The sequence below is a fragment of the Bordetella tumbae genome (assembly GCF_054780995.1).
Map to the genome: position 1 here is coordinate 55,932 of NZ_BAAGVG010000021.1, position 24,077 is coordinate 80,008.

Annotated in this window: 25 protein-coding genes; 16 read left to right on the forward strand and 9 right to left on the reverse strand. The window is 61.7% G+C overall.

All coding sequences use genetic code 11. The features are described from left to right. Positions 1-21: 21 nt before the first annotated feature. Genes maiA through ACYVI2_RS21580 form a run of 3 tightly spaced genes read right to left on the reverse strand, consistent with a single transcriptional unit; the run spans position 22 to position 2,155 of the window. Positions 22-666 carry a maleylacetoacetate isomerase gene (gene maiA, locus ACYVI2_RS21570; protein WP_415821722.1) on the reverse strand — a complete coding sequence of 215 codons (645 nt, stop codon included), beginning with the start codon at positions 664-666 and terminating at the stop codon, positions 22-24. 23 nt (positions 667-689) lie between these two features. Next, complete coding sequence (gene ispH / locus ACYVI2_RS21575; RefSeq protein ID WP_415821723.1) at positions 690-1,676, reverse strand: 4-hydroxy-3-methylbut-2-enyl diphosphate reductase; 987 nt, start codon at positions 1,674-1,676, stop codon at positions 690-692. Then, positions 1,676-2,155 carry an FKBP-type peptidyl-prolyl cis-trans isomerase gene (locus ACYVI2_RS21580; protein WP_094822186.1) on the reverse strand — a complete coding sequence of 160 codons (480 nt, stop codon included), beginning with the start codon at positions 2,153-2,155 and terminating at the stop codon, positions 1,676-1,678. Before ACYVI2_RS21580 ends, ispH begins: the two co-directional genes overlap by 1 nt. Positions 2,156-2,338: 183 nt before the next feature. Here ACYVI2_RS21580 and radC point away from each other — a divergent pair, with 183 nt between their 5' ends. The 6 genes from radC (at position 2,339) to ACYVI2_RS21610 (ending at position 8,314) form a co-directional block, all read left to right on the forward strand. Next, the gene (gene radC, locus ACYVI2_RS21585) at positions 2,339-3,016 is read left to right on the forward strand and encodes a RadC family protein (protein ID WP_415821738.1); all 678 of its coding nucleotides are present in this window, start codon (positions 2,339-2,341) and stop codon (positions 3,014-3,016) included. Between the two features lie 80 nt (positions 3,017-3,096). Further along, complete coding sequence (gene kynB, locus ACYVI2_RS21590; RefSeq protein ID WP_415821724.1) at positions 3,097-3,726, forward strand: arylformamidase; 630 nt, start codon at positions 3,097-3,099, stop codon at positions 3,724-3,726. A gap of 57 nt (positions 3,727-3,783) precedes the next feature. Then, the gene (gene kynA / locus ACYVI2_RS21595; RefSeq protein ID WP_415821725.1) at positions 3,784-4,632 is read left to right on the forward strand and encodes a tryptophan 2,3-dioxygenase; all 849 of its coding nucleotides are present in this window, start codon (positions 3,784-3,786) and stop codon (positions 4,630-4,632) included. 148 nt (positions 4,633-4,780) lie between these two features. Beyond that, positions 4,781-5,047 carry a type B 50S ribosomal protein L31 gene (locus ACYVI2_RS21600; protein ID WP_094822190.1) on the forward strand — a complete coding sequence of 89 codons (267 nt, stop codon included), beginning with the start codon at positions 4,781-4,783 and terminating at the stop codon, positions 5,045-5,047. A 118-nt stretch (positions 5,048-5,165) separates the two neighbouring features. Further along, a complete protein-coding gene (locus ACYVI2_RS21605) occupies positions 5,166-6,896 on the forward strand; it encodes an ArnT family glycosyltransferase (RefSeq protein WP_415821726.1) in 1,731 nt (576 codons plus the stop codon). Continuing rightward, positions 6,893-8,314, forward strand: a complete 1,422-nt coding sequence (locus ACYVI2_RS21610; RefSeq protein ID WP_415821727.1) for an MATE family efflux transporter — start codon at positions 6,893-6,895, stop codon at positions 8,312-8,314. The genes ACYVI2_RS21605 and ACYVI2_RS21610 overlap by 4 nt, the downstream gene beginning before the upstream one ends. A gap of 43 nt (positions 8,315-8,357) precedes the next feature. Here the strand turns inward: ACYVI2_RS21610 and ACYVI2_RS21615 are convergent, their stop codons facing one another. The 3 genes from ACYVI2_RS21615 to radA all read right to left on the reverse strand — a co-directional run bounded on the left by ACYVI2_RS21615 (position 8,358) and on the right by radA (position 11,017). After that, positions 8,358-8,735: a hypothetical protein gene (locus ACYVI2_RS21615; protein WP_415821728.1), complete on the reverse strand. Its 378-nt coding sequence runs from the start codon at positions 8,733-8,735 to the stop codon at positions 8,358-8,360. Between the two features lie 137 nt (positions 8,736-8,872). Further along, positions 8,873-9,652: a sulfite exporter TauE/SafE family protein gene (locus tag ACYVI2_RS21620; RefSeq protein ID WP_415821729.1), complete on the reverse strand. Its 780-nt coding sequence runs from the start codon at positions 9,650-9,652 to the stop codon at positions 8,873-8,875. 3 nt (positions 9,653-9,655) lie between these two features. Then, positions 9,656-11,017, reverse strand: coding sequence for a DNA repair protein RadA (radA, locus tag ACYVI2_RS21625; protein WP_415821730.1), 1,362 nt, complete (start codon positions 11,015-11,017; stop codon positions 9,656-9,658). Positions 11,018-11,220: 203 nt separating this feature from the next. Here radA and ACYVI2_RS21630 point away from each other — a divergent pair, with 203 nt between their 5' ends. From ACYVI2_RS21630 to ACYVI2_RS21640, 3 genes are all read left to right on the forward strand, one after another. Then, positions 11,221-13,068, forward strand: a complete 1,848-nt coding sequence (locus ACYVI2_RS21630; RefSeq protein WP_415821731.1) for a vWA domain-containing protein — start codon at positions 11,221-11,223, stop codon at positions 13,066-13,068. 199 nt (positions 13,069-13,267) lie between these two features. Next, positions 13,268-13,822, forward strand: a complete 555-nt coding sequence (locus tag ACYVI2_RS21635) for an RNA polymerase sigma factor (protein ID WP_415821732.1) — start codon at positions 13,268-13,270, stop codon at positions 13,820-13,822. Then, entirely contained in the window at positions 13,819-14,487 is a 669-nt protein-coding gene (locus tag ACYVI2_RS21640) for a hypothetical protein (RefSeq protein ID WP_415821733.1), read from the forward strand. Before ACYVI2_RS21635 ends, ACYVI2_RS21640 begins: the two co-directional genes overlap by 4 nt. A gap of 5 nt (positions 14,488-14,492) precedes the next feature. Here ACYVI2_RS21640 and ACYVI2_RS21645 read toward each other — a convergent pair whose 3' ends face one another. Then, positions 14,493-15,209, reverse strand: coding sequence for an SDR family oxidoreductase (locus ACYVI2_RS21645; RefSeq protein ID WP_415821734.1), 717 nt, complete (start codon positions 15,207-15,209; stop codon positions 14,493-14,495). Positions 15,210-15,231: 22 nt separating this feature from the next. Next, positions 15,232-16,362: an alanine racemase gene (gene alr / locus ACYVI2_RS21650; protein WP_415821735.1), complete on the reverse strand. Its 1,131-nt coding sequence runs from the start codon at positions 16,360-16,362 to the stop codon at positions 15,232-15,234. Positions 16,363-17,314: 952 nt separating this feature from the next. Here alr and hpnC point away from each other — a divergent pair. The 3 genes from hpnC to hpnE are packed head-to-tail and all read left to right on the forward strand — an operon-like array spanning position 17,315 to position 20,366. After that, positions 17,315-18,139: a squalene synthase HpnC gene (gene hpnC, locus ACYVI2_RS21655; protein ID WP_415822124.1), complete on the forward strand. Its 825-nt coding sequence runs from the start codon at positions 17,315-17,317 to the stop codon at positions 18,137-18,139. A gap of 47 nt (positions 18,140-18,186) precedes the next feature. Then, complete coding sequence (hpnD, locus tag ACYVI2_RS21660) at positions 18,187-19,053, forward strand: presqualene diphosphate synthase HpnD (protein ID WP_415822122.1); 867 nt, start codon at positions 18,187-18,189, stop codon at positions 19,051-19,053. Continuing rightward, positions 19,050-20,366, forward strand: coding sequence for a hydroxysqualene dehydroxylase HpnE (hpnE, locus tag ACYVI2_RS21665; protein ID WP_415822121.1), 1,317 nt, complete (start codon positions 19,050-19,052; stop codon positions 20,364-20,366). Before hpnD ends, hpnE begins: the two co-directional genes overlap by 4 nt. 31 nt (positions 20,367-20,397) lie before the next feature. On the opposite strand, the gene crcB is transcribed toward hpnE, so the two are convergent. Continuing rightward, positions 20,398-20,787, reverse strand: a complete 390-nt coding sequence (gene crcB, locus ACYVI2_RS21670) for a fluoride efflux transporter CrcB (protein WP_415822119.1) — start codon at positions 20,785-20,787, stop codon at positions 20,398-20,400. 13 nt (positions 20,788-20,800) lie between these two features. Here crcB and ACYVI2_RS21675 point away from each other — a divergent pair, with 13 nt between their 5' ends. From ACYVI2_RS21675 to ACYVI2_RS21690, 4 genes are read left to right on the forward strand one after another with little or no spacing between them, the layout of a single operon-like run. Further along, the gene (locus ACYVI2_RS21675) at positions 20,801-21,481 is read left to right on the forward strand and encodes a PepSY-associated TM helix domain-containing protein (RefSeq protein ID WP_415822129.1); all 681 of its coding nucleotides are present in this window, start codon (positions 20,801-20,803) and stop codon (positions 21,479-21,481) included. A 22-nt stretch (positions 21,482-21,503) separates the two neighbouring features. Next, complete coding sequence (locus tag ACYVI2_RS21680) at positions 21,504-22,019, forward strand: DUF2271 domain-containing protein (protein ID WP_415822118.1); 516 nt, start codon at positions 21,504-21,506, stop codon at positions 22,017-22,019. 43 nt (positions 22,020-22,062) lie between these two features. Beyond that, positions 22,063-22,863 carry a DUF4198 domain-containing protein gene (locus ACYVI2_RS21685; protein WP_415822117.1) on the forward strand — a complete coding sequence of 267 codons (801 nt, stop codon included), beginning with the start codon at positions 22,063-22,065 and terminating at the stop codon, positions 22,861-22,863. Between the two features lie 24 nt (positions 22,864-22,887). Then, a complete protein-coding gene (locus ACYVI2_RS21690; RefSeq protein WP_415822116.1) occupies positions 22,888-24,057 on the forward strand; it encodes an FAD:protein FMN transferase in 1,170 nt (389 codons plus the stop codon). Positions 24,058-24,077 lie beyond the last annotated feature (20 nt).

Sequence of the window (24,077 nt, forward strand, 5' to 3'; positions counted from 1 at the left end):
CAATCCTCGCGAGACGGTTTGTTATTCGGTATCTGGCTGTTTGTCCGGCCCAGCCAGATCGAAAGCCTGTAACTCGCGGCAGGCGGCATCGATGCGCACGACGTTCGGCATCGCAGATAGATCACATTGCAGACGGCGTGCGTTGTAAACCTGAGGCACCAGGCACAGGTCGGCCAAGCCGGGGGTATCCCCATGGCAGAACTTGCCTGTCGCAGGCGAGTTGGCCAACATGGTCTCTACCGCCCCCAAACCCAGATCGACCCAGTGCCTGTACCAGGCATCCTTTGCCGCATCGTCGACTTTCAATTCGCGCTTCAGGTATTTGAGCACGCGCAGATTGTTCAGCGGATGCGTGTCGCATGCAATGGTCTGGGCAATGGCGCGGACGCGGGCACGGCCCACTGGATCAGCGGGCAATAGCGCGGGATCCGGGTGAGTCTCGTCCAGGTATTCGATGATGGCCATCGACTGCCCCAGCACCACATCGCCGTCGATCAGCGTAGGCACCAAGGCGGTCGGGTTCAGCTCGCGATACGATTCGGAGAGCTGCTCTCCCCCGTTTTTCAGCAAGTGCACGCCCAGGTATTCGTACGACAGGCCTTTCAGGTTCAATGCGATCCGCACACGGTACGCGGCCGAACTGCGAAAATAGCTATACAACTGCATGTTGTCTCCTCATACACGCAAACTCAGGTGGCTGATGCCGCGTCCGCCGCGGGCGCGGCTTTGCGCGACAAGCCCTTGGGCAGCGGGAACGCAATGTTTTCCTCCAGACCGGGCATTGTGCGCACCGACAGCGCGCCCAGTTCTTTCAAGCGTTGTACGACTTCTTGCACCAGGACCTCTGGGGCGGAAGCCCCCGCAGAGATGCCAATACGCCGGCGCCCCGCCAACCATGAGGGATCGATAGAGTCGGCGCCGTCCACGAGGTAGGCGTCGATGCCAATACGCTCGGCCACCTCGCGCAAACGATTGGAATTGGAGCTATTGGGGCTGCCCACCACCAACATCAGGTCGCATTCGGGCGCCAGGATCTTGACGGCGTCCTGGCGATTTTGCGTGGCGTAGCAAATGTCGCTTTTCTTGGGCTCGACGATATCCGGAAAGCGGGTGCGCAAGGCCGCCGACACCGTCGCGGCATCGTCCACTGACAAGGTGGTCTGCGTCACGAACGCGAGGTTCGATGGATCGGTGACTTGCAGGTTTGCCACGTCTTCGGCGGTCTCGACCAGATACATCCCGCCCTGGGCCTGGCCCAGGGTGCCCTCGACTTCGGGATGGCCTTTGTGACCGATCATGATGATTTCCCGGCCAGCGGCGCGCATGCGCGAGACTTCGATATGCACCTTGGTTACCAGGGGGCAGGTCGCATCGAATACCTGCAAACCACGTGCTTCGGCCTCTCGGCGCACGGCCTGGGACACGCCATGCGCAGAAAACACCACAATCGATCCCGCAGGCGCCTGATCAAGCTCGTCGATGAAGATCGCCCCCTTGGTCCGCAAATCCTCGACGACGTAGCGGTTGTGCACGATTTCGTGACGCACATAGATAGGCGCGCCGTGCAATTCAATGGCGCGTTCGACGATATCGATGGCCCGATCAACCCCCGCACAGAAGCCACGCGGCTGAGCCAGCACAACCTCGGCGTTGGCGTCAGTGACCGGATGAGTCATTACAGCACTCCTAAAATATCGACATCGACACGCAGCGATGTTCCCGCCAGGGGGTGATTAAAGTCGAACAAGGCGTAATCGGGCTCGAGCTGCTTTAGCACGCCGGAGTAACGCCCGCCATTGGGGGCGGTGAATTCAACCAGATCGCCGGGCTCGAAGGTGGCATCGGCCCCGGCATGCTCGGCCAGCATGGTGCGCGTGACCTTTTGGATCAAATCGGGGTTGCGATCACCATAAGCCTCGGCGGGCGTTAGCGTGATGCTGAATTTTTCACCCTCGGCGTGGCCCAGCAAGGCCGTCTCGAGACCTGGCGCCCATTGGCCGCTGCCCATCTGCAACGTGGCCGGACGCCCGTCGAAGGTATCGGCAAATATGGAGCCCTCGGCGGGGCCGGATGCCAACACAATGCGATAGTGCAGCGTCAAGTACGAATCAGGGCGGACGACAGGGGTCGTCTGGTCGGCAGTCGTGGCGGTCAAAATGGATCACCAAAAATAGTAACGGTAAGCCCCGATTTTAGAACGAGTTAGCCTGATCGGGCTGGCACTGTCCCCCACTCGACCCGTGCGTACTTATACGAGTGGGCAAAAACGTTCACTCCCGCCCCGGAGCAGCGGCTTGCCTGGCATGCTGAGAGTTCTATGATTTTTGCCCGCCTTGCCATGAGTCTGCCTCACGATCTGCCTGAACACGAACGCCCTCGCGAACGCCTGCTGCGCCATGGCGCCTGTGCATTGCGTGACGCGGAACTGCTGGCGCTCGCGCTGCGCACCGGTACGCGAGGCCACACGGCCATCGAGATGGGTAATCTATTGATACGCCAATATGGCGGACTGCGGGGCCTGTTTGCTGCCTCGCCACAGGAATTGATGTCGCTGCCGGGACTCGGCTCAGCCAAGGCAGGCTCCCTGGCCGCCATCCTGGAGCTGGCGCAGCGTGTCACGAAAGAGCAATTGACCCGCAAACACGCGCTGTCGCAGCCGTCAAACGTCAAACAATATTTCCAGATGGCGCTGACGCATCGCACCGTAGAGCACTGCTTGGCCCTCTACCTGGATAATCAGCTCAATCTCATCGCTACCGGTGAGTTGGCGCGCGGCACACTCAACCAGGCATCGGTCTATCCGCGCGAAGTCGTGCGCGAGGCACTGCGCCATCACGCCGCCGCGCTGATCCTGGCCCACAATCACCCGTCGGGTTCCGCCCAGCCCAGCGAAGCCGATCGGGCATTCAACCATCGGCTGAAACAGGCGCTCGCCCTGGTCGATATCCGATTGATCGATCACCTGATCGTCGCCGGCAACAGCGTTGTGTCCATGGCGGAGCTGGGACTGTTGTAGTGTCGGCGCGGATAAATACCACGCCCGGTTGCGGTATGCTCTCTCCTATTACGTGACACCTTTTCCATATCTGCCGCCCCATGAAGCGTCTTTGGGATATTTCGCCGCCGGTCTCGGCCAATTCACCGGTTTTCCCCGGTGATACGCCATATCGCCAGCAATGGAAATGGACGCTGACGCCTGATTGTCCGGTCAATGTCAGCGAAATCACGTTGTCGCCGCATATCGGCGCCCATGCCGACGCGCCGCTGCATTATGGCAATGATGCGCCGGCCATCGGCAAGGTACCACTCGAGCCGTTCCTGGGCCCCTGTCGCGTGATCCACGCGTTTGACTGCGGGCCGCTCATCCTGCCTGAACACCTGATGCACGCGATCGACGATCTGCCGCCACGAGTACTGGTGCGTACGGCGCGTCATGCCTCGCTCGAATGGTGGACGGACGATTTCACGGCCTATGCGCCGCATACGATTGAATGGCTGGCCGAGCGCGGCGTCATGTTGATCGGGCTGGACACGCCCAGCATAGACCCCGCCTCCAGCAAGACCCTGGACAGCCATCACGTCATCCTGCGGCGCGACATACGGGTCCTTGAAAACCTGCTGCTCGATGATGTAGAGCCTGGCGATTACGAATTGATCGCCCTGCCGTTGGCACTGATCCAGGCTGATGCCAGTCCGGTGCGTGCCGTTCTGCGCGAACTGGGCTGATTTCCCATTCAAGCCCGTTGCCCCATCCAGCAACGGCTTCCTTTCAGGTCAGGCACTATGAATCCGTCTGAAACCCCCGAGAACATTGTTCGCGACGAACACGCGCAACTCGATTTCTCCAAGGACATGACCTATGGCGAGTACCTCCATTTAGACGAGTTGCTGGGCGCTCAGCATCCGCTCTCACCCGAGCACAACGAAATGCTGTTCATCGTGCAACACCAGACCAGCGAACTCTGGATGAAGCTGATGCTGCACGAACTGCGAGCGGCAATCACTCATGTCGCCCAGGATCATTTACCGCCAGCCTTCAAGATGCTGGCCCGCGTCAGCAAAATCATGGAGCAACTGGTACATGCCTGGGACGTACTGGCGACGATGACGCCGCCGGAATACTCTGCGTTGCGCCCCTATCTGGCCCGCTCCAGCGGTTTTCAAAGCTATCAATATCGACAAATCGAGTTTTTGCTGGGCAACAAGAACGGCGCCATGCTCAAACCACATGCCCATCGCTCGGATCTGCTCGCGCAGGTCCAATCGGCCTATCAAGCCCCGTCTCTCTATGACGAGTCGCTGCGCCTGCTGGCCCGCAATGGCCTGCACATTGCGCAAAACCACCTGGAGCGCGACTGGACACAGCCCTACCAGGCCGACCCGAGCGTTGAGGCGGCGTGGCTGACGGTGTATCGCCAGCCCGACCAATATTGGGATCTGTATCAATTAGGGGAAAAGCTCACCGATCTGGAGGATGCCTTTCGTTTGTGGCGTTTTCGACACGTAACCACGGTCGAACGGGTGATCGGGTTCAAACGAGGGACCGGCGGCACCTCGGGCGTAGGCTATTTGCGCAAAATGCTGGACGTCGTGCTCTTTCCCGAAATCTGGACATTGCGCACGAACCTCTAGGGCGTGTTAGAATACGAAGTTGCTTTTTGGATACGTGGCCTGCGAATGGGTTGGCTGCGCCAGGGATTTACTGCCCTGAGTGCGCATTCCCCCGCGAGGCTGGCGACCCGCTAACCCCCCGGCAAGACCGGAAGAACCGGAATTAATCATGAAAGAAGGCATTCACCCCGAATACCGTGACGTGGTGTTCGTTGACCTGCAAACGGGCAACAAATTCATCACGCGCTCGACGCTCAACAGCCGCGAAACCATCGAACTCGACGGCAAGACCTACCCGCTCTTCAAGTGCGACGTGACGTCCGAGTCCCACCCCTTCTACACGGGTGCGCAAACCCGTATCGTCGAAACCGGCCGCGTTGAAAAATTCCGCGCCCGTTTCGCCCGTACGGCTGGCACGGTCAAATCCGCGTCGTAAACTGGCGTCTCCCAAGATGCTCAAAAAAGCAGCCTTCGGGCTGCTTTTTTTTCCATATTGATCCGATCCATCCCCATTTCAGGGCCACAGGCCCGGACTGCTCAGTTACATTAGCTCCGTGTCTCCGATAACGCGTTCGACTCCAGCCCGACTCACTGCCTCGGCCACCGCCAAATTACCTCGGTTAGTGCTGTTGGGACTCTCGCTGGCCTATATTCTGGCCGGCTTGTTCATGCGCGACCCCTGGAAAACGGACGATGCTGTCGGCTTGGCCACCATGATCACCGCCCTGCGCGAAGGTGGCACGACCTGGTTGTGGCCGCAGGTCGGCCAACTGGCCTACGCAGAAGAAGGTCCGCTCATCACCTGGGCTGGCGCGATATGCATGCAGTTGTTCGGCCCTTGGCTGGGCGACATCACGGCCGGCAGGCTGCCCAATTTGCTGTGGTTTGCCATCACGACCGGCAGTGTCTGGTACGGAACCTATCTGGTTGGACGCCGCACAGAGGCGCAGCCGCTGGCGCTGCCTTTTGGTGGCGAGCCCTCGTCTCGCGACTACGGGCGCATGTTGGCCGACGCGGCATTGCTGCTGCTGCTGGCCACGGTGGGAATTCTGCAACGCACCCATGAGACCTCGGTGGTTCCGGCGATCATGGCATGGCAGGCGCTGGCCTTTTATGCCCTGGCACGGACGCTGGATCGCCCCACATCGGGCGCGATCACCCTGGGTGTGTCCCTGGCTGCGGCGTTTCTGACCCGAGGCTGGGTAGGCGCCTTGCCCATTATGTTGGCCGCGCTGGTAGCCTTTCACCCTCGCGGCGCGCTGTGGGCACGGCGTCAATGGCTGCCATTGGCGATAGGGGTCACCGCAGTCCTGACACTGGCCTGGTGGATCCCCGCGTCGCAAGGCAGCGAATATTGGATCAGCAACTGGAAAACCTGGAATCTTTCTTCCTTTAGCTGGCCCAGTCTGTCGGATTTCGGCCGGACGGTGCGCGATCTGCCCTGGTATTTGTGGCCGACATGGCCGCTCGCCCTGCTGGCGGTATGGCGCTGGCGCGAATGGCTCTACGCGCCGCACATCTGGTTCGCGCTGGGACTCGCGGCGTTTGCCGCGCTGGAACTGGTATTCCTGGAAGAACCCACCGACGCCGAATTCATCATGCTGGCAGTGCCCTGCGCCGTGCTGGGAGCATTCTCGCTGCCGACATTGCGCCGCGGCGTGGTCAATACCCTGGACTGGTTTGCCGTGATGTGTTTTTCACTCACGCTCGCGACGGCCTGGCTGGGATGGGTAGCATTGCATTTCGGCTGGCCCGCCCAGATTTCCCGCAATATCGCACGGCAAACCACGGGGTATGAACCGTCGATTTCGTGGGTGGCGTTCGCCATCGCCCTGGTCATCACGTTGGCCTGGGCGGCCTTGGTGGTGTGGCGCTTGCGTTCGCATCCGTCAGCCCTGTGGCGCGGCACCGTCCTGTCGGCCAGCGGCCTGACGGCGACGTGGATTTTGCTGGTGCTGTTGTGGCAACCCGCGGTGGACTACGCGCGCAGTTACCGTGACATGTCGGCCGAATTGAATACCGCCCTGGCGCAACATCGCAAACCGGACGAATGCGTCCGTGGACTGAGTGTGGGTAGCGGTCAGCGTGCCTCGTTATTGATTTTCGATAATCTGACGCTGAGCTACGACTCAAAATGCCCGCTCGTGTTGCAACAAACGACGCGTGAACGCCTGCGAGACGGTAATGCCGCCTACAGCGACGGCGCGACGGAGCTCTGGCGCGGGGGCCGACAGGCAGATCGCCACGAGATTTTCCGCCTACTGCGCGTGAATCGCTCACAATGACTGCCGTTGTCCCGATCACCGGAGGGTTTGGCGCCTCCATGCTGCGCATCGTCCGGCAGGCCTGGCCCGTCCTGATCAGCCAATGGGCGGGCATTGCGTTTGGCGTACTGGATACCGCCATGACCGGACACGCCAGCGCCGCCGACCTGGCGGCGATGTCACTGTCGATCTCGGTCTACATCACGGTTTTCGTGGGCTTGATGGGCGTGGTGCATGCGCTGATTCCGATCCAGGCCCAGCAATTTGGGGCAGGACGCTATCACGAAGTCGGACGCAGTTGGGGTCAAGGTGTCTGGCTCGCACTGGGGCTGGCCTTTGTCGGCGCCGTGCTGATGATGTTTCCGGATGTCTGGCTGTCCCTGTCGGGTGACGTTGCACCCGAGGTGCGCGAACGCGTGGCCGGATACTTGCGCGCCTTGGCGCTCGCACTGCCGGCCGCACTGGTGTTTCGCACGATTTATGCATTGGGGACGGCGGTCTCTCGCCCCAAGATCGTCATGGTGATCAACCTGTCTGCCGTAGGAGTCAAGGCGTTCCTGAATTGGGTCTTGATCTACGGTAACCTGGGACTGCCTGCAATGGGTGCGACGGGCGCTGGCATGGCGACGGCACTCACATCCTGGTTGAGCCTGAGTGTTGGCCTGTGGGTCATTACGCACGACCGGTACTTCAGCCGCTTTGCGCTGACGTTGGGCCGTCCTGCCTGGCTTGCACAGAAAGAACTCCTGCGCCTGGGACTGCCTATGGGCGGGTCGTATCTCGTCGAGGTGTCGGCCTTTACGTTCATGGCGCTGCTGGTTGCTCGCGAGGGGACTTATGTCAGTGGTGGCCACCAGATCATGTCAAATCTCGCTGCCCTATGCTACATGATGCCCATGGCACTGGGGGTTGCCACCGCTGCGCTGACCGCGCAATCCATCGGCGCAGGAGACCTGGGGCAGGCGCAGCGCAACAGCCTCGCCGGCATGGCGCTGGGATTGCTGGGTGCGTTGCTGACTGCCACCGTGCTGTTGGTAGGACGGCCGTTGATTTTGGCGGCTTATACGGATGACCCGCAGGTGGCCGCGGTGGCGGGCACACTATTGACGATCATTCCGCTATTCCATTTATGCGACTCGATGCAATGCATCAACTCGTATGTGCTGCGCGCCTACAAGGTCGCGGTCGTACCACTGTTGCTGCAGGTTGTCGCTCTGGCGGGCGTGGGCCTGTTGGGCGGATGGTGGTTGGGTTTCGGGCCGGGACGCGGTGGCCTGGACTGGCTGCGTACGCTACTGCTGCCCGGCTCGCCGACGGGCGCCGGCACCATGTGGCTAATGGCCATGATGGGTCTGGCACTGTCGGCGATGCTGCTACACGCGTGGTATTGGAGAGTCGTGCGCAATTTTCGGGTGATTTCCGAGCCGGGACCTGCCTGATTCCTCTGGGGAACAAACCTGGACCGGCGGGCGAATCCGTTGTCTACATGCTGTTGCCGTGAGTCGTCGATGTACCGCTGGAGGTTTGGTGTGCGCTAGCATGTGCTTTCGCCGACGACTCGGTCTTTGCAGCGCTGGTCTTTGATGCCTGAGTCTTGGTTGCCGTTTCCTTGGAAGCGACGGACTTCGATGCCTTGGCATGAGCGACATGTGAACCGGTCTTTGCCGCGTGCGACGCGGATGCCTTGGCAGCAGGCTGCGTCGACGAAACGTGTTCAGCCGTTCCTCTGTCTCGCGTCAGCGTGTGAGCATCACTCTGCGTCTTGACGTCTTTCTGGCTGGCAAAAGCCGGGCCAGCGGCCAGTCCCAGGCACAGTGCGGACTGGAACAGAAAAGTGGCAATACGAGTAGGCGTTGTCATAAAGGTACTCCTAAGCAAACCGAGCCAATAGCTCGTGTTCGTTGGAGGGACCTGGGGGAAATTGGTTCGCCGTCTTTCGCAAATTTTGCGCCCGCTCACGAATAGTCATAACTACCGAAATAATGCGTGACACGGCGTCATGCCTCAAAGATCAATAGCACCACCGTCGCAAATAACATGGCGGCGAAGCATGCGCGCAATTTGCGTTCGGGTAATCGATAAGCCAGACGCACGCCCACCGGCACGAACAACAAGCTCCCGGCCGCCAATGGCAAACCAATCCACCAATTTGCTTGCCCGGCCCAACTGTACGTCATCAGCGCAATCGTGGAGCCGGGAATGATCATGGTGAGCGCCAATGCCTGCGCAGAGGTCTGCGGCAGGCGGAAGACGGCAGTCAAAATGGGCACAGCCAACACCGCGCCTCCTACACCGAAAAAGCCTCCCAAGGTGCCGCACACCACACCCAGAGCAGCCGAACGTCCCGGCGTCAGTTGCGGGACAAGGCGGCCCGGTGTCTCGCTTTTCACCACGGCCGCGCGCGGCGGCTTCACGATTCGATAGACGTAGAACGCGGCGACAAAAAACAAGAAGACTGCGAAACTGATCCTCAACGTACTGGATGAGATTCCCAACGCCAGTTGCGCACCAACCCAGGTGAACAGCACCGCCCCTATCGCCCCTGCCCCGGCGACTCGGCGATCGATACGCGCCTTCTGGTTATATTTGCGTACGGCCATGACGATCGTGGGCAACACCATGATCAAGGCCGTGCCCTGAGCCAATTGCTGAGACATATCCATCAGCAAGACCAGCGCCGGGATAGCGATAAGGCCGCCGCCGATCCCCAACACGCCACCCAGAAAGCCGATCAACGCGCCGCAGATCAGGCAAACGCCTATCACCCAGAGACTCATGGCTTAACGAAGCTTGTCCAGCGCGGCATCCAGGCGATCGACTGCCCAGATTTCCAATCCCTCGACAGGTTGGCGCGGCGCATTGGCTTTGGGGATCAAGGCGATGCTGAATCCCAGTTTGGCTGCTTCGCGCAAACGCTCTTGCCCGCGCGGCGCGGGGCGAATTTCACCTGCCAGGCCGACTTCGCCAAAGGCGATCAGTCCACGCGGCAAGGGACGATCACGCAGCGAGGACATGATGGCCAGCAATACGGGCAAGTCTGCCGCCGGTTCGGTAATGCGCACGCCGCCCACCGCATTGACAAAGACATCCTGGTCAAATGTGGATACGCCTGCATGACGGTGCAACACGGCCAGCAACATCGCCAGGCGATTGCCCTCCAGGCCAACTGTCAGGCGCCGGGGATTGGGCGCGTGGGAGCTGTCGACCAGCGCCTGGATCTCGACCAGCAACGGCCGCGTTCCCTCTTGGGTCGCCATCACGCAAGAGCCCGACACTTGTTGTTCGTGTTGAGACAAAAACAACGCGGAAGGATTGGCCACACCTCGCAGGCCACGATCGGTCATGGCGAATACGCCTAGCTCGTTGACCGCGCCGAAACGATTTTTGAAGGCTCGCACCAATCGGAACGACGAATGGGTGTCGCCTTCGAAGTACAGCACGGTGTCAACGATGTGTTCCAACACGCGAGGCCCGGCCAAGGCGCCGTCCTTGGTGACGTGGCCGATCATCACGATAGCGATGCCGGTCTGCTTGGCCAAGCGGGTCAATTGGGCTGCGCATTCGCGAACCTGGGAAACCGAACCAGGCGCGGCAGTCAACTCGCCGCTGTATAAGGTCTGAATCGAATCGATGACGGCAACGGTAGGCTGCTGTTCGGAGACGGCAGCCTGGATGGACTCGAGACGGATTTCCGCCAGCAGGCTGACGTTGCCGGTTTGCAGCCCCAGGCGGCGGGCTCGCAATGCGACTTGCTCCGCGGATTCTTCGCCTGTGACATACAGCACCCGCGTGCTGGCCGACATGGCGGCCAGTGCCTGCAACAGCAAGGTCGATTTACCAATGCCCGGATCGCCGCCAATCAGGACGACGGCGCCAGCGACCAGGCCACCGCCCAAGACACGATCGAACTCGTCCAGCCCGGTGGGCTGGCGCGGGGTTTCGCGAGGCTCGATATCGGCCAGGCTGCGTACGGGGCTCGATGAGGCGAGCGGCGCATAGCGATGCGCGGCAGCTGCCGGCCCCGAGGATTCGATGGTTTCTTCGAGAGTGTTCCAGGCAGCGCAATGCGGGCATTTGCCCTGCCATTTGGGACTGGTGCCGCCACATTCGGCGCAGACATATACGGTTCGAGACTTGGCCATGGCGCAAGTTTACTCGGCAACGGCATATGCCTCGCAGGCGGGAGGCGCTATTTCGACACGGATACGTTTGTTTGCAAAGTCGCGGCGGCGTTTTAACCCCGTTCCCACCACTCGCGCGTTTAACCGTAGTACTCGCCAAGGAAACGCCGGACCGCACCGCCCATCCCTGGGAGCGCTCATCAAACAACACAAGGATCGGAACCATGACCCTGCACAACACACCGACGCGCTTTATCTGCACGGCTCTGATGGCGGCGTTGCTGGCCGCGTGCTCTCCTACGACGAACGAAGGCAGCGTGTCGGCCACGAATCGGCCGGGCTCCTATAGCGCGAACTCGACTGGCGCGCCGAGTGCCACGACTGCATCTACAGCCTCTACCAATCGGCCAGCGACACCGGCCACTGCACCGACAAAAATGCAGCAGGACACGGGCAACTCCACACTATCGCGCCATACAGAGGATGCACGGCGGGCTCGCCCGGCCCCAACCTCAGCGCTCCAAAGCGAATCGGCCGCCCCGGCCTACTTGGGTTCGCGCAAGGTGGACCAGGCATTTTTCACCGCACACGAACCGTATCCCCAGCAGATCGAGGATCGTGAAAACTATGCGCGTTACCAGGACAACCCGGTCATCGCGGCTCAGGAACAACCCATTTCCACATTTGGCGTCGATGTCGATACAGGGGCCTATACAAATGTCCGGCGCTTGTTGAATGGCGGACAGCTGCCGCCGGCCGCCGTAGTGCGCGCGGAAGAATTCATCAATTATTTTGACTATGACTACGCAGCGCCAACGAACAAGGAGACGCCGTTCAACATTGCCACCGAAGTCGCTGCGGCGCCGTGGAATCCGAAACGTCAGCTATTGAAAATCGGCGTCCAGGGTTATCAAGTAGCCCCTGCGGACATCCCCGCGGCCAATCTGGTGTTCCTGATCGATACCTCCGGCTCGATGAGCTCTCGCGACAAATTGCCGCTATTGAAGGGGGCGCTCAAACAGCTCGTAGCGGAACTGCGCCCTCAGGATCGCGTGGCAATCGTCACCTATGCAGGCCAGGCGTCGATGACCCTGGACTCGACACCCGGTGATCAAAAGGCCCGCATTCGCGCAGCCATCGACGGACTGCAAGCGTCCGGATCGACGAATGGCGGCGAGGGGTTGGACTTGGCTTATGCCCAAGCGGCAAAGGGCTTTGTCAAAGGTGGCGTCAATCGCATTCTGCTGGCCAGTGATGGGGACTTCAATGTCGGCACGGTCGATCTGGAAACGCTGAAAGAAAAAATCTCGCGCCAGCGCCAAAGCGGGATCGCCCTGACGACGCTGGGGGTAGGCGGCGGCAATTTCAACGATGCGCTGGCCGTGCAATTGGCCGACGCCGGCAACGGCAGCTATCACTACCTGGATAGCCTGCGCGAGGCGCGCAAGGTCCTGGCGACGGAATTGTCATCCACGCTGCTCACCATCGCCCAGGACGTCAAAATCCAGGTGGAATTCAATCCTGCCGTGGTAGCCGAATACCGGTTGATCGGCTATGAGAAACGCGCATTGGCGCGAGAGGACTTCAATAACGATCGTGTCGATGCCGGCGATATCGGGGCAGGTGCGAACGTGACCGCGCTATACGAGATCACCCCGGTTGGCGCTGAAGGAGCCAGGCTGGACCCCTTGCGCTACGGCAAACCCACGCCTGCGTCGGACTCGAGTCAAGAGTTGGCTTTTGTGCGAGTGCGCTATAAATTGCCGGGCGCCTCGGACAGCAAATTGATCGAACAGGCAGTCAAACGTGACGATATCAAGATCGCCAGCGCGCCTTCGACAGAATCACCGAGTGGCGCAAATGCCTTCGGCTCGGAGGGCATGCGCCGGGCTGCTGCGGCGGCGGCCTTTGCGCAATGGTTGCGAGGCGGCAAGTATCTGGACGGCTATACCACGACGCAAATCGCCGCACTCGCGCGCAGCGCACGCGGTGACGATCCTTACGGATTGAATGCTGAATTGGCCGCGCTGGTCGAGTTGGCGTCGGGCCTGGGTACACCGGCGACGCCGTGAGGAACACGACGGACTCGCCATCCGCCGGTCTGTGCGGCGGCAGGTCACCCGCATTCGGACCTGCCGTCGCAGCGGGCCTCGGACCCGCCGCCAAGCTGGAACATGAGCCATGCAGATAAACCCCGCGTGCTGCCTGCAACCAGACCGGCCTCGCGTCCCAAGTTGGCCGCAAGCGGCCAAACGGATACACTCGCCCGCCATGGACACCTCGGGCGCGGATGACGAAACCTTGATGCAGGCCTACGGCGCCGGCGACTTGTCGGCGTTCGAGACCTTGTATGCCCGTCACCGGGCGGGCCTATATCGTTATTTGCTGCGCAGCACGCGCAACCCGCATACAGCGGACGACCTGTTTCAGGAGACCTGGAGCCGGGTGGTAGACGCCCGGGCACGGTGGCAACCCCGCGCCAAGTTCACCACGTGGCTGCTGCAAATCGCGCACAACCTGGCCGTCGATACGCATCGCCGACAACCTGTGCACGCCAGCCCAGAGGAAAGCGACGCCGCGCTAGCGACGCTGGCCGCCAACGAGCACGAGCAACCGGAGCGTCAATTGTCCGACTTTCAGATGCGGCGGCGACTGCAACTGGCGATCGAGCGCCTGCCCGACGAGCAGCGCCATGCCATACTGCTACGACTGGAACACGATCTCAGCCTGGACGAAATCGCCGACGTGACCGGCGCGCCGCGCGAGACGGTGAAATCGCGAATACGTTATGCCACGCAACGTATTCGCGAGGAGTTAGACGCATGACGTCACATCCCCTGCCCCCACACGACGAAGACGACGATCAGGATCTGCGCGCGCTCTATCGCTCGCTGCCGAGCACGGAGCCCAGCGAAAAGCTGGATGCAGCCGTGCGACAGGTGGCGGCTCGCGCCGCGGCAGCCGACCGCAACGTGCAACAGCCGCGCCGCCGCTGGCATCCGGGCTGGGGCGTCGCGGCGACAGTCGTGCTGGTCACAGGCCTGTTTTTTTTGACGGATCTGAATCATCCGGATAGGGCTCGTCTGTCCGAGGTGCCGCCGGTCGATAAGCAGCTGGCAACCCCACCGGAAACCCTGCAACGCAGCGCGCCAGCGTCCGCCCCGCCAGCTCCCTCACGCCCTCACGAATCCGCAGCGTTCACAAATCAAATAGACCGCAGGACACCGGCCAACCCGGAGGCGGCAACACTGAAACAGAGATCGGCACCGATGGCCGTGGCGCCTGCTCCTGCGCCGTCAGCCGATCAATCTGCTGCGGCCGAGGTCACGGCAGCGCCGGACGACGCCGCGCCGCGTATCGCGCATATCAGAGCGCTGCTGCAACAAGGCGAGCGCGAAAAAGCGCTACAGGCCTTGCGAGACCTGCGGCGCGATATGCCCGATGTAACGTTACCGGCCGATTTGCAGCGGCTATTGCCTAAACAGCCGTAGCCGCTTCAACGTCCTGCCAGACTGCCGCCGCCGTCCACGCCCAGAACCTGACCGGTGATGAATCCCGCATCATCCGACAGCAGGAATGCGATGGCTGCAGCCACCTCGGAAGGCGTGCCCAGCCGTTTCATCGGAATGGATGCCAACGCGCGCCGCTCGCCTTCGCTGCCCGCGGGTTGCGCGAGACGGAACAGCTCCGTCTCGACCGGCCCCGGAGCCACGGCATTGACGGTTACGCCGTACTCGGCCAATTCGAGTGCCCAGGTACGGGTGCAGCCGATCAACGCGCTCTTGGCGGCCGAATAGCTGGTGCGGTCCAGAGATCCATGAATGGCTCGGCTCGTCACGTTGACGATACGTCCGGTGCGGCGCACCTTCATCGACTCGACAAAGGTCTGCGTGACCTGCACGGCCACGCGAACGTTCAAATCCATCACGCTGTACAGCGACGCCAGGTCAATCTCGCCCAAAGGCTGGGGCCGTACGACGCCGACATTGTTGACGATGGCATCGACAGGAAATTTCTCGCGGATCTCGCGCAGGACCTCCTCGGTACGACCGGCGTCAGCGAGGTCGCAGGCGTAGAGATAACCTGGAAAATCAATGTGATCCGTGTTACGCGCGATCCCCACGACATGACATCCCTGATCAGCCAGCCGTTGGGTCAACGCCCAGCCAATACCTTTCGTGGCGCCGGTAACCAGCACGCATTTATCTTTCATGGGAAGCCTCGCTAAACAATGATCAAGGAGTGCGTTTGACAGGCACGCGCGGTGCCAACGCACACAATAATTCGTACCCGATGGTGCCAGCCGCCTGGGCAACCTCGTCGACGTGCGGACCATCCTGGCCCCACAGCGACACGGGCGTGCCGACCCCGACAGCCGGGACACTGGTCAGATCGACCGCCAGCATATCCATCGATACGCGCCCGACCAGACGCGTGCGCGCTCCGCCGACCACAATAGGCGTACCCGTACCGGCATGCCGGGGATAGCCATCCGCATAACCACAAGCGACGACGCCGATACGCATCGGCCGATCGGCGCGAAAGGTCGCACCGTATCCGACCTCGTCGCCGACGGACAAATCCTGTATTCCGATGATCTCCGAGCGCAACGACATCGCAGGCAGCAGGCCAAGCGCCTCTGCGCTTTGGTCGTCAAACGGAGAGGCACCGTACAGACAGATACCGGGACGGACCCAATGGGCTTCGTCACCACGCGTCACGGCAATCTCGGGATATCGTAGCGTCGCGGCTGAATTGCAGAGACTGACGGGGCCGTTGCCCAGCCCTTGCGTGACAGCCTCAAAAACCTGCAACGGACCCGCCACACCCTGTGGGCCATCCGCGCACGCGAAATGCATCATTTTGCCGATGCTGCCCAGCACGCCTTGCTCGCGTAACTGCTTCGCCCGCATATAAGCGCTGCTGTACGCATCGGGCGCAAACCCCAGGCGGTTCATGCCGCTGTTGAGCTTGAGCATGATATCGACCCGCCGCGACAATCGGGCCTGCGCCAGCATGTCGAGCTGCTCGCGCGTATGCACGGTCGTGGTCAGGTGATAACGATCGACCAGTTCGAGATCGGCGGGCTGGAAAAAACCCTCAAGCAGCAAAATCGGGCCGCCCCACCCCGCCTCGCGGCAACGCACCGCCTCGGCCAGGTCCAGCATGGCCAAGCCTTGGGCGGCAGAAAACCCGGCCAAGGCCGCATCGATGCCGTGGCCATAGGCGTTGGCTTTGATCACCGCCCAGATCGACGGCGCTCGGCCGCCAACGGTCTGCGCGGCCTGATCGAGACGACGGCGTACGACGTCCAGGTTATGGCTGAGCGCAGAAACGGAAACGGTGGCGTGTATCGGGCGTGGCATCTGTAATTTCCTGTGGCGCTTAGTCTAACTGATCTGCGGTGCTACGGATCAGAGAAGTCCGACTTACTATTACCAATATGTCTGGGCTGTTACCGGCCGATATCCCGTCCGGGGAAATCCCGCAACGCCGCGCCTTCAGGCTTGCTTCCCCCAAGGGGCAATGCCAGTCAGTCAAACTCTGAGTGGCATTTTTTTATCGCCGGGCCGCCCCAAGATAAAAACGCCCCCCCCTCGGGGCCCAGCAGGCCGAAGGCGCAGCGTGGGGGCTTTTTTTATCGCTGTTGGTGTTGGCGGCGTCTGCTGCTCTTGATTGTCTCTATGGAGGCGTCCCTGCCGCGTGCCTGGGCGTGGCGCCGGGCCTATCGCACGGACTCGGCCCGTGACCAGGGGCCTCGGTCCGCTGCGCGGACTAAATCCGTGCTCAACGGCCCGGCACCACGCCCAGGCACGCGACAGGGACTCATGATGAAGGAATGCAACGAGGGCTGATGGCCATCAACGGTTTTTTTGAAGCCGACTTTGGCAATGCGATGGGTTGAGCTAGCGCCACCCGCCTAGCCTGAACGTCACGCAACAGCGTTGATGCAGCAAAGCTGCATGACATCCGTCAATGGCAGACATTGCGAGCAGGAGGTCGGCGTGTAAAAGCCTCGCCGGGCCGTTGAGCCGCGATTTAGCCCGCGAAGCGGGCCGAGGCCCCTGCTCATGGGCCGAGTCGCGGCGATAGGCCCGGCGGGGCTTTTACACGCCGACCTCCTGCGCCAAAAGAACTCCACCCGACGCATGCCACAGCCCCCAACCGTGGCGGGGAAAAATGCCCCACGCCGCGCCTTCGGTTTGCTGCCCCCCGAGGAGGCGCTTCTTACCTCGGGGCGGCAAAAAAAGTACCCTACTAAAATGCCCTTATTCCGAACACCACCTCTCAGCCTCAATATGGCTGACTGCTAGAAGTATGGCTGTCGACCACTACGAAAACTTTCCTGTTGCCTCGTTGCTGCTGCCGCGCCGCCTGCGCGGCCCGGTCACCGATATCTATCGGTACGCCCGCGCGGCCGATGACATTGCCGACGAGGGCAACGCCAGCGATGCGCAACGCCTGGCCGATCTGGCAGCCTTTCGTGCCGAATTGCATCGCATCGGCGCCGAACCCGGCAGCATGCCCGCTCCCGCACCGGAGCTCGCACCTATTTTCACGCCGCTGGCGCGGACCATCGCCCGGCACCAGCTACCGATCACGCCGTTTTTCGATCTGCTGTCGGCCTTTGAACAGGACGTCACTGTCAAGGAATACGAGGACTACGCGACGCTGTTGGATTATTGCTCGCGCTCGGCCAACCCGGTCGGACGGCTGATGCTGCACTTATATGACGCGGCTACGCCCGACAATCTCGAACAGGCCGATGCCATTTGCACGGGACTGCAACTGGTCAATTTCTGGCAAGATGTGCGGGTAGACTGGCGCAAGCAGCGCTGTTACCTGCCTCGCGAGGATCTGCTGCGCCATCATGTCACTGACGAGGACATCGCGGCCTGCCGGCTGACGCCCGCCTGGCGGACACTGATGGCCTTTCAAGTGACGCGCACTCGAGCACTGCTACACTCTGGCGCTCCGCTGGCTCGACGCCTGCCCGGCCGTATCGGCCTGGAATTGCGTCTGGTCGTGCAAGGAGGCTTGCGCATTCTCGAGCGAATCGAGCTCTGCGGCTATGACGTTTTCATGAATCGGCCCGAACTGGGCGTGAAAGACTGGGCGATCATGCTGTGGCGCAGTCGTTAGATCGACGCGAGGCATGCTGAAAAACCGATGGGATACCTACCAAATTTATGACGCCTGACGAATACTGCCAGGAAAAAGCCGCCAAAAGCGGTTCGAGCTTTTACTATTCGTTCCTGTTCCTGCCCCCAGAACGCCGCCGCGCCATCACCGCGCTGTATGCGTTCTGCCGCGAGGTGGACGACGTGGTTGACGAATGCACGGATCCGTCCGTGGCACGCATCAAGCTCACTTGGTGGAGAACGCAGGTCGATCAATTATTCGCAGGACAGGCCGAACACCCGGTGATGCGGGCGCTGCAACCTCACCTGGAACCCTGCGGCATTGCACGCGAGCGCATGCTGGCCGTCATCGACGGCATGGAAATGGATCTGGACCAGACCCGCTACCTGGATTGGCCTGGCCTGCGCAAATACTGCTGGCACGCCGCTGGCGTCGTGGGCGAATTGTCTGCCGGAATATTCGGCTATACCGATCCGCGCACCATGGAATACGCCAGCAAATTGGGGCTGGCGTTCCAGCTCACCAATATCATTCGGGATGTCGGGGACGACGCCCGGCGCGGCCGCATCTATTTGCCTATCAACGAATTGCAGCAGTTCGAGGTCAAAGCCGCCGACATTTTGAACGGCACGTATTCCGACCAGTTCTCTGCACTGATGAAGTTCCAGGCCGATCGCGCCCGGCAGCTGTACAAAGAAGCCATGCAGAGTCTGCCCGAGGCGGATCGCCGCGCGCAGCGCCCCGGCCTGATGATGGCGGCGATCTATCATGCGCTCTTGGACGAGATCGAACGCGACAACTGGCAGGTGCTGCATCAGCGTATTTCGCTGACGCCATTGCGCAAACTCTGGCTGGCCTGGAAAACCTGGGTCGGCGGCGGCCGCGGCCTGGTGCGTCGCCTGGCAGCTCGATGAAGGCCGCGGTCATTGGCGCGGGATGGGCAGGGCTCGCCGCCTGTGCCGCCCTGCGCGATGCTGGCGCGCAAGTCACCGTATTCGAGGCAGGCCGCACCCCCGGCGGGCGTGCCCGGCGCGTGGTGCACCCGGATTTCGGCGGCCATCTGGACAATGGCCAGCATATCTTGCTGGGCGCCTATGATCAGACCCTGGCGCTGATGCGCCGGCTGGGCCGCAACCCCTCCACCCTGCTCATGCGCAGGTCGCTGCGGCTGAGCAGTCTGGACGGACAGTTCCGCCTGTCGGCACCGGCCCTGCCCGCGCCCCTGCATGCAGCAACCGCGCTGCTTACGGCCCGCGGCCTGTCCTGGAACAGCCGTTTTGCCGCCATACGCTTGATGTACGGCTTGAAGAAAATGGCCTGGCATCCACCACGCGACTGGACAGTGGCCCAGTTACTGGCACATTTTCAACAACCCGAGCCATTGATTCGATGCGTGTGGGAACCCCTTTGCCTGGCCGCGCTGAATACGCCGCTGGGCGAAGCCAGTGCTGGCCTGTACGCCCGTATTTTGCAAGACAGCCTGAACGGCCATCGCCACAACAGCGATCTGCTGCTGCCTTGCGTAGATCTGTCAGCGCTGTGGCCCGATGCCGTCGCTCTACACGCCACCATGCGTTATGGCGCGACCGTTCGACATTTGGTCCCCTCGGTGCACGGCGTCGATGTCAATCGGGAACGCTTCGATACGGCGGTGCTGGCCGTCCCGCCCTCGGTTGCCGCGCGCCTGCTCGAGGATGCCCTGGTTGACGCCAACACGCCCGGTCTGCTCAAAGCCTTGCAAGCGTTCGACTACATGCCGATCGCCACATTGAACCTGAGGCTAGCGTCGCCCTGGCCGCTGCCAGAGCCCATGATGCAATTGCGCGAGGACAAACCCCGTGGCCATTTTGGTCAATGGATATTTGATCGCTCGCGCCTGACCCGCAGCAGGCCCGGCGCAGAACTGGCCATCGTGACCAGTGCAGCCCGCGATTTGGCTGAGGACGATCGCGACGCCATCATTGCCAACCTGATCGCTCAGGTGGCCGAACAGGCCGCGCGCCATCCCTCGCGATTGGCCCCCATGCCTGCCATCGAGGCGGCCGAGCTATTCATTGAAAAGCGCGCCACCTTTGCCGCCGTGCCTGGCCTGAAACGCCCCCTGAACACGACGCCTTGGCCGACCCTCGCGCTGGCTGGCGACTGGACCGACACCGGCTATCCAGGCGTGCTGGAAGGAGCCGTGCGCAGTGGACTGAAGGCGGCGCAGGTCCTCCTGGCACGATGACCAATCGAACGCTCGACGCTCACCATTCATGTCAGCGCAGCACCGCGTGAGCGCTGGCTAATCCCAGCGCCGTCAACGCGAGCGAACCGATCAGGCTCACGGCCGCATAGCCTAACGCGGCACCATACGCCCCACGCTCCAGCATTGCCACCGTTTCTGCCGAAAACGTCGAAAACGTGGTCAATCCGCCCAAGAATCCCGTCACAGCCGCCAAACGCACCCATTGTGGCCATTCCGGGTGCGCCAGCAATACCGCCAAGGCCACGCCAATCAAATAGCCGCCGACCAGATTGACGATCAAAGTGCCCCACGGCCAACCGGAGGAACTATTCAGCCACATCCCCAGTAGCCAACGTGCGCACGCCCCGAAAGCCGCTCCGACCGATACGGCCAGAAAGTTAAGTGGAATCAGCGATTGCATTTGTATATTTGAGATCCATTCTCATTTAAGTGCTAGAATCCGCAGCCTTAGCGCAATATTGGTCATGGACAGTCAACCCGCCTCTCGCCGACGAGCCTACTGGCTCAAAACACTACACCAATGGCATTGGATCAGTTCCGCATTATGCCTCTTGGGCATGTTGTTGTTCGCCATCACCGGATTGACGCTCAATAATGCCTCCTCGATCAGCGTCCGCCCAGCCGTCACGACGCGCGACGCGCAGCTACCCGCCCCTCTGCTGGCTGAACTCAAGGCCGTCGACACCTCGGATAAGCATACGCCCGTCCCCACTCCGATCGTGCAGTGGCTCGACAGCGAGGTCCACGCACAAGTGGACGGCCGCAGCCCGGAATGGTCGCCTGACGAACTCTACATCTCGCTGCCTCGGCCCGGCGGTGACGCCTGGCTGTCCATTGACTTGGCCGATGGCGCCGTCGAATACGAACAAACCGACCGGGGCTGGATCGCCTATCTGAACGACCTGCACAAAGGGCGTCACACCGGTACAGCCTGGAGCTGGTTCCTCGATATTTTCGCGATTGCCTGTCTGGTGTTCTCGATCACGGGGCTGGTGCTGCTGCAACTGCACGCAGGCCAGCGCGCCGCGACCTGGCCGATGGTCGGGTTGGGGGTCGTGATTCCTGTGGTGTTGGCACTGCTTTTCATCCATTGAAGACCGCAAGTCTGGAGACTTTATGCGCAAGCTGCTGTTATCGGCTCTGTTGGCCGGCCTGATCGCCCGAACGGCTCAGGCCGCCGACCTGGGCCTGAACATTGAGATTCCGCGATTAGACGTCGCCGAATATCACCGTCCCTACGTCGCCATCTGGCTGGAAAACGCCGACCAGAACGCCGTGGGTGACTTGGCGGTGTGGTACGACGTGGCCAAGAAAAACAACGAAGGCGCCGAATGGCTGAAAGACATCCGCCAATGGTGGCGCCGTAGCGGCCGGGATCAGCAATTCCCGGTCGATGGCGTCAGCGGCGCAACCCGCCCTGCCGGTAAACACGAGCTCTCGTTTGCCGGCACCCAGAAACCGTTGGCCGAACTCAAGCCCGGCCGCTATGCCGTCGTCGTCGAAGCTGCCCGCGAAGTCGGTGGACGAGAACTCGTGCGCGTCCCGTTTGACTGGCCGCCGAGCAAAGCCGAGCAGCTGACAGCAAAAGGCGAGCACGAGCTAGGCGCCATTGCCGTCAATTTGAAACCTTGATTTTTCGCCTCGGCACATACGAGGCCTCCTGGAGCAACAACGGATGAAAACCGCTATTCGATTCGCCGCCGCATTGGCGCTCAGCCTGCCCGCCATCGTTCATGCTCACGACACCTGGATGGTGCCGTCCTCCACCGTCCTGTCGGGTACGGGTAACTGGATCACCGTCGACGCCGCCGTCGGCAACGACAAGTTCTATTTCAACCACGCCCCACTACGTCTGGACAACCTGGTCATCATCGCACCCGACGGCAAAACCGTCGCCGCCGAAAATGCCAATCGCGGCAAGCTGCGCAGCACCTTTGATCTGCAATTGAACGACACGGGCACCTATCGCATCGCCGTGGTCAATGACGGCGTCTTTGCCCGCTGGAAAGAGGACGGCAAGCCCAAGCGCTATTTCGGCAAAGCCGATGGCCTGGATGCAGCCGTGCCCGCCCAGGCACAAGACCTCGAAATCTCGGAAAACGTGGGACGTGTCGAGACCTTTGCCACCGCCGGCAAACCCAGCACCATCACCCCGTCGGGCAAAGGCCTGGAGCTCGTCGCGGTCACTCACCCGAATGACTTGTATGCCGACGAAACCGCGACATTCCAACTGACGGTGGACGGCAAACCGGCTGCCGACCTGGAAGTCAACATCGTCCCGGGCGGCAGCCGCTACCGCGACAAGGTCGGAGAAATCGCGCTCAAGACCGACAAAGACGGCAAGTTCCAGATCAAATGGGCGCAGCCCGGCCTGTATTGGGTCGAAGCGCGCACCGAAGACGACAAGACCACTGTCGCAAAGGCCACCAAACGCCGCCTGTCTTACGTCGCTACGTTGGAAGTCCTGGCGCAATAAAGGCGTCCAGCCATGGCGTCAAAAATGACCGGCAAGCCCTCCTATGCGCCCAGCGGACCGGGCGCAGTGGCTGCCGGTCCGCGCACGGTTTATCGCGTGAACATTCCCGATAAGCCGGGGGGCGCACCTGGCAGTTATCACGCGGCCTATAACCTGAATGTGCCCGGCAGGCCTGGCACCGTGTCCGCCGATTACCATACGAGGGATGGCACGACCGGCGCCAGACACCACGCCAATCAGGCAGCCCTCGCAGCGCAAAAGCCCGCTGCACTCGCGGGGGCCACCATGGGCACAACATGGTCGGCCCGGCTGGCGCTGCCGCCGCACCTCACCATTGACGCAGTACGCGCCGCCATCCAGCAAGCGCTGGACAAAGTCGTCGCCCAAATGAGCACCTGGGACAGCGCCTCAGACCTGTCGCGCTACAACTGCGCAGACCAGGGATGGCAGCCGCTGCCGCACGACTGCCTGCACGTGCTGCAACATGCCCTTCAATTGGCTGCCGACACTCAAGGAGCCTACGATCCAACCATCGGGCCCCTCGTCAACGCCTGGGGATTCGGCCCGCCTCCGTATGCCAGCGAGCCGCCCAGCGCCGACACCATCGCTGGCCTGCGGCAACGCTGCGGCTGGCAACGCGTGCGACTGGATAGAGACGGCATGTGCGGCTGGCAGCCTGGAGGCATCTACCTGGATCTCTCTGCCATCGCCAAGGGCTACGGCGTCGACCTTGCCGCACAGGCGCTGAACGCGCTCGGCGTCACACACTATCTGATGGAGGTCGGTGGCGAATTGCGTGCGCGAGGCCGACGGCCGGACGGGCAACCCTGGCGGGTCGCCATCGAAGTCCCCGACGGCAGCAACGACCATGCCTTGAATCTCGTTTTGTCCGATCTCAGCATTGCGACCTCGGGTGACTATCGGCGCTATCGCGATAGCGCCATGGGCCGTTTTGCGCACACCATAGACCCTCGCACGGGGCAGCCCGTTTCTAACGGCGTCGCCTCCGTCACCGTCATTCACGCCGACTGCATGCACGCCGATGCCTTGGCGACCGCGTTGACCGTCCTGGGCGAACGCGATGGCATGGCCTACGCACACCGTCATCGTCTGGCCGCATTGTTCATTGTGCGTGATGGACATGACCTGCGGCTGGCAGCCAGCGATGCATTTGCCACGCTGGCCAGACAATAACCACTGCACTCCTCGCCTGC

Excerpts from the sequence above, each read along its gene's own strand:
- maiA (WP_415821722.1), bottom strand. The coding sequence starts at position 666 with ATGCAGTTGTATAGCTATTTTCGCAGTTCGGCCGCGTACCGTGTGCGG.
- ispH (WP_415821723.1), bottom strand. The coding sequence starts at position 1,676 with ATGACTCATCCGGTCACTGACGCCAACGCCGAGGTTGTGCTGGCTCAG.
- radC (WP_415821738.1), top strand. The coding sequence starts at position 2,339 with ATGAGTCTGCCTCACGATCTGCCTGAACACGAACGCCCTCGCGAACGC.
- kynB (WP_415821724.1), top strand. The coding sequence starts at position 3,097 with ATGAAGCGTCTTTGGGATATTTCGCCGCCGGTCTCGGCCAATTCACCG.
- kynA (WP_415821725.1), top strand. The coding sequence starts at position 3,784 with ATGAATCCGTCTGAAACCCCCGAGAACATTGTTCGCGACGAACACGCG.
- ACYVI2_RS21600 (WP_094822190.1), top strand. The coding sequence starts at position 4,781 with ATGAAAGAAGGCATTCACCCCGAATACCGTGACGTGGTGTTCGTTGAC.
- ACYVI2_RS21610 (WP_415821727.1), top strand. The coding sequence starts at position 6,893 with ATGACTGCCGTTGTCCCGATCACCGGAGGGTTTGGCGCCTCCATGCTG.
- ACYVI2_RS21615 (WP_415821728.1), bottom strand. The coding sequence starts at position 8,735 with ATGACAACGCCTACTCGTATTGCCACTTTTCTGTTCCAGTCCGCACTG.
- ACYVI2_RS21620 (WP_415821729.1), bottom strand. The coding sequence starts at position 9,652 with ATGAGTCTCTGGGTGATAGGCGTTTGCCTGATCTGCGGCGCGTTGATC.
- radA (WP_415821730.1), bottom strand. The coding sequence starts at position 11,017 with ATGGCCAAGTCTCGAACCGTATATGTCTGCGCCGAATGTGGCGGCACC.
- ACYVI2_RS21630 (WP_415821731.1), top strand. The coding sequence starts at position 11,221 with ATGACCCTGCACAACACACCGACGCGCTTTATCTGCACGGCTCTGATG.
- ACYVI2_RS21635 (WP_415821732.1), top strand. The coding sequence starts at position 13,268 with ATGGACACCTCGGGCGCGGATGACGAAACCTTGATGCAGGCCTACGGC.
- ACYVI2_RS21640 (WP_415821733.1), top strand. The coding sequence starts at position 13,819 with ATGACGTCACATCCCCTGCCCCCACACGACGAAGACGACGATCAGGAT.
- ACYVI2_RS21645 (WP_415821734.1), bottom strand. The coding sequence starts at position 15,209 with ATGAAAGATAAATGCGTGCTGGTTACCGGCGCCACGAAAGGTATTGGC.
- alr (WP_415821735.1), bottom strand. The coding sequence starts at position 16,362 with ATGCCACGCCCGATACACGCCACCGTTTCCGTTTCTGCGCTCAGCCAT.
- hpnC (WP_415822124.1), top strand. The coding sequence starts at position 17,315 with ATGGCTGTCGACCACTACGAAAACTTTCCTGTTGCCTCGTTGCTGCTG.
- hpnD (WP_415822122.1), top strand. The coding sequence starts at position 18,187 with ATGACGCCTGACGAATACTGCCAGGAAAAAGCCGCCAAAAGCGGTTCG.
- hpnE (WP_415822121.1), top strand. The coding sequence starts at position 19,050 with ATGAAGGCCGCGGTCATTGGCGCGGGATGGGCAGGGCTCGCCGCCTGT.
- crcB (WP_415822119.1), bottom strand. The coding sequence starts at position 20,787 with ATGCAATCGCTGATTCCACTTAACTTTCTGGCCGTATCGGTCGGAGCG.
- ACYVI2_RS21680 (WP_415822118.1), top strand. The coding sequence starts at position 21,504 with ATGCGCAAGCTGCTGTTATCGGCTCTGTTGGCCGGCCTGATCGCCCGA.
- ACYVI2_RS21685 (WP_415822117.1), top strand. The coding sequence starts at position 22,063 with ATGAAAACCGCTATTCGATTCGCCGCCGCATTGGCGCTCAGCCTGCCC.
- ACYVI2_RS21690 (WP_415822116.1), top strand. The coding sequence starts at position 22,888 with ATGACCGGCAAGCCCTCCTATGCGCCCAGCGGACCGGGCGCAGTGGCT.